Raw genomic sequence first — 4,556 nt, forward strand, 5'->3', positions numbered from 1 at the left:
ATAACTATAAACAATTTTAAAATAAATAGTTGACTTTAACTAGCTGGTCTAAATTTTAAATAATATTAACTTCATAAATTAGCTTAAAATGTATATTGGGACAAAAAAATAACCACGAAAGCTTCATTTCTAAGAAAATGAACCTTCGTGGTACACTATTTAAAATTAAAATGCTTATTTAGAATAATTAAATGTATCTTCGTGATACACTTTAATTATACAAGTAAATTTAATCTAAAACAACTAAATTTATATGCTATATAAATAGATTTACATTTGAGTCTTCAGTTTGGCCTAGGTAATAACCAACCCCACCAATTTTTACTCCATCGATAAGTTCTTCCTTTGTAATTCCCATAACATCCATAGACATTGAACAAGCAACTACTTCCACTCCACTATCAATCGCTGATTTTATCAACTCTTCAAGAGAACTTATATTTTTATTTTTCATTACTGATCGTATCATTTTAGCTCCGATACCCATCATGTTCATTTGAGATAATTTAAGTTTCCTACTTCCTCTTGGCATCATAAATCCAAACATTGAATCTATAAGTCCTTTCTTTACTGATACTTTTTCTGGTTTCCTTATAATATTAAGACCCCAGAAGGTAAATAATATAGTAACTTTGCTACCCATTGCAACGGCTCCATTTGCAATAATAAAGGCTGCAATAGCTTTATCTAAATCCCCACTAAAAACTACCATAGTTTTATTGTTCTTTTCGCATACTTCTGATGGAAAAGATTTATTTACCTTAGTGTTGTTATTGCTTTTTTTTTTAATAAAAGCATATACCATACCTTTTTCTTTTCTTAAATCTAGTAATTCGTTATTTGTTTTAGTACACCAAGCTCTAATATCTTCATAAAAACCAGGATCGCTTGCTGTTACTTTTAGTATTTGGTTTTCATTTAGCTCATCAATACTAGCTTTAACTTGAATTAATGGACCTGGGCAACACAATCCACATGCATCAAGAAGTTTATCATAATTATCATTTTCTACAGCTACTTCATCCTTTATAACTTGAGTATCAGGATCTATTTTCTGACTTGTTATTTTATCAGAGTCCGACACTTTATTGGGCTTAAATTCTGAACTTAAAACTGATTTATATCCTCCAGTTAAGTTTTTAACCTTAAAGTCCTTTTGAGCTAGAATTCTTGCAGCTACGTATCCTCTTAAACCTACCTGACAATATTCAATAATTTCTTTATTTTTGTCAAGTTCGTGGGTTCTTCCCCTGAGATTATCTACTGGAATATTTATAGCACCCTCAATATGTCCATTATCAAATTCTATTTCAGTACGAACATCTAATACTATTGTATTTTCTCTATCATAAGCACTAAACTCATCTGTAGTTAAAACTTCCATTCTTCCAGCTAATACATTTTGTGCAACAAACCCTGCCATATTTACTGGGTCTTTAGCCGATGAGAATGGCGGCGCATATGAAAGCTCAAGCTCCGTTAAATCGTCAACTGTTCCTCCTAATCGTATAACTGTAGCCAGTACATCTATTCTCTTGTCAACTCCATCATAACCAACACCTTGAGCTCCAAGTATTTTACCATCCTCATTAAAAATAAGTTTTAATGTCATAGGAAGCGCAGCTGGATAATAAGAAGCATGACTAACTGGATGAACGACTATAACTTTGTAAGGTATATTAAGTCTAGCTAAAGTTCTTTCATTATTCCCAGTGCTTGCTGCTGTAAGTCCAAAAACCTTTAAAATTGCAGTACCTTGAGTCCCTTTATACGTAGAGTTTAAGCCCGCTATATTATCAGCCGCAATTCTTCCTTGCTTATTTGCAGGTCCAGCGAGCGGAATTGCAGTATTAGTCTTGTTCACAAAATCTATAACTTCTATAGCGTCACCTACTGCAAATACTCCCGGCGCACTAGTTTCCATTTTATCATTTACTAAGATATGACCCTTGGCGCCGAGTTTAATACCAGCTTCTTTTGCAAATTTAGTATCAGGAAATACACCTATTGCGAGTATTATCATATCAGCACTTAATTTTACACCACTATTTAAAGTTATTTCAACACCACTTTCAGTATCTTTAAAAGCTTTCACTCCATCATTTAAAATCATTTCCACACCGTTATCCGAAATTTCTTTTTCAACATTTAGAACAATATCCGTATCAAAAGGAGCCAATATATGAGGTGCTGCTTCTACTAAAGTGACGTTAAGTCCTCTTTCCTTTAAATTTTCCACCATTTCCACGCCAACATATCCACCACCAACAACTAAAGCACTGTTAATCCCCTTAGTGTCTACATATTTTTTTATATTATCAGTGTCTGGTATATTTCTTAAAGTAAATATTCTTTTACTGTTTATACCTTCTATATTAGGTTTAATTGCTTTTGCGCCAGGTGATAATACTAAATAATCATAGCTTTCCTCGTAAGTACCACGAGTCTTACTATTAACTGTTACAACCTTTTTAGTAGTATCAATTGCAACTACTTCACTATTGTTTCTAACATCTATATTAAATCTAGCATTCATACTCTCAGGTGTTTGAACTAAAAGTTTATCTCTATCTTTTATTACTTCACCGATATAATAAGGCAGTCCACAATTTGCAAAAGAAATATATTCATCTCTTTCAAACATAATTATTTCTGCATTTTCATCAAGTCGTCGTAGTCTGGCTGCTGTTGAAGCTCCACCAGCTACGCCACCAACAATTAATATTTTTTTCATCACAAATATTCCTCCTTGTATTCTAGTAATCATTTATTAATTCAATATTAAACATAGAATCTATAACTCCATCTAAACTTTAATTTATATTGTATATTATTTGCTCAAATTACATTTGTATATCTTAATATTACGATATATTAATATAATAACACATGTAAAATAAAAAGCAATAGATATTTCAATTTAATTAAATATTTATTTTCCAGCCGTTAATAAAAAATGATACACGAAAGTTATTCGTGTATCACTATATTTATTATATTTAATTTAAACTCACATTAATATTAAACTTTATTTTTAAAAAGAAACTCAACTAATTCCCGAACCTCATCATTACAAATTCTATAATTGATCTCTAGACCATTTCTTTCGCCTACAATTATTTTTGCCATTCTTAATTTTTGTAAATGTTGAGATAAGGTAGATTGTGGAATACCCAAACAATCTTGCATGTGACTTACATTACATGTTCCTTTTCCGAGTAATCCATTAATAATACAAAGTCTTACTGGATGGGCTAATATCTTAAGCATCTCTGCAATTTCATTATATTCCATATAATCCTTTTCCATAATATTTACCTCTTTCTATATATATTTTCATATTAATATTGTTATATCCATATATTATGATACAAATAATAAATAATATCAATACATTTAAAAAATTTTTTTATTTATATGAAAATCTAATGAAAATTATTGGTAAATACTACTATATAAACAAAAAAAACAACATGTAATTTATTTTAACATATTTATTAATTCGTCTTCAGATATAACAACAATTCCTAGTTCGCGCGCTTTGGTAAGTTTGCTTCCCGCATTTTCTCCTGCTAACACGTAATTTGTTTTTTTAGAAACGGAGCCTGATACCTTTCCGCCATGACTTTCTATCATTTCTGTGGCCTCACTTCTGCCTATTGTAGCTAATGTTCCAGTTACAACGAAAGTTAGTCCATTAAACTTATCATCGCCCTTACTGACTTCCTCTACAGCCATATTAACTCCATAATCTTTAAGTCTGGTTATTACTTCTTTATTTTTATTGTCTTGGAAAAATTTCAATATACATAAGCCACTTATTTCACCTATATCAGAAACATCTTGTAGCTCTTCTAAAGACGTATTTTGTAAGTCTTCAATTGATTTATAATGCTTCATTATACTTTTCGCTGCTACCTTTCCAATATTCGGAATTCCAAGTCCTGTAAGTAGCAGATGTGCTTCATTTCCCTTTGACTTTTCTATAGCCTCTAGTAACTTATCTGTATTTTTTTCTTTTCCAATTATACCCTTCTCAATAAGTTCGCTCCGATGATTAGACAAGGAATATATATCTGCAATGTCTTTGATGTATTTCAATCGAATAAGTTCCTTAACATATGCGCTACCAAAACCTTTTATGTCCATCGCAGTCCTACCTACAAAATTAATGATACGTCTTTCTAATTGAGCCAAACAGTTAGGGTTTATACATTTGATATCAGCAGTATCTTTTACGCGAACAGTAGGTGTTCCACAAACTGGACAAATTTCAGGAATTTTAAATTTATCTAATTCCTCAATACGTTTTTCTTTCACCACAGACTTAATTTTTGGTATAATCTCTCCTGACTTATATACAACAATTATGTCTCCAATCCTTATATCTAAATCATCTATAAAATCTTGATTGTGAAGGATTGCTCTTGACACAGATGTTCCACACAACCGAATCGGTTGAAATATTGCTGTAGGCGTAATTCTACCTGTTCTTCCTACCGATACTTCAATATCAAGTAATTTCGTTTCTTTTTCTTCTGGAGGAAATTTATAAG

At 31.1% G+C, this 4,556-nt stretch carries 3 protein-coding genes; all 3 read right to left on the reverse strand.

The window, feature by feature from the left end:
- Positions 1–256: 256 nt before the first annotated feature.
- Positions 257–2,737 carry a CoA-disulfide reductase gene (locus Q0649_RS11300; protein ID WP_298841725.1) on the reverse strand — a complete coding sequence of 827 codons (2,481 nt, stop codon included), beginning with the start codon at positions 2,735–2,737 and terminating at the stop codon, positions 257–259.
- Positions 2,738–3,021: 284 nt separating this feature from the next.
- Positions 3,022–3,309 carry a helix-turn-helix transcriptional regulator gene (locus tag Q0649_RS11305; protein ID WP_298841727.1) on the reverse strand — a complete coding sequence of 96 codons (288 nt, stop codon included), beginning with the start codon at positions 3,307–3,309 and terminating at the stop codon, positions 3,022–3,024.
- 171 nt (positions 3,310–3,480) lie between these two features.
- The coding region (gene ligA / locus Q0649_RS11310) for an NAD-dependent DNA ligase LigA (protein ID WP_298841730.1) at positions 3,481–4,556 on the reverse strand (1,076 nt) is incomplete at its 5' end.

This window comes from uncultured Clostridium sp. (assembly GCF_937920395.1).
Classification (GTDB): Bacteria; Bacillota; Clostridia; order Clostridiales; family Clostridiaceae; genus Clostridium_AD.

Excerpts from the sequence above, each read along its gene's own strand:
- Q0649_RS11305 (WP_298841727.1), bottom strand. The coding sequence starts at position 3,309 with ATGGAAAAGGATTATATGGAATATAATGAAATTGCAGAGATGCTTAAG.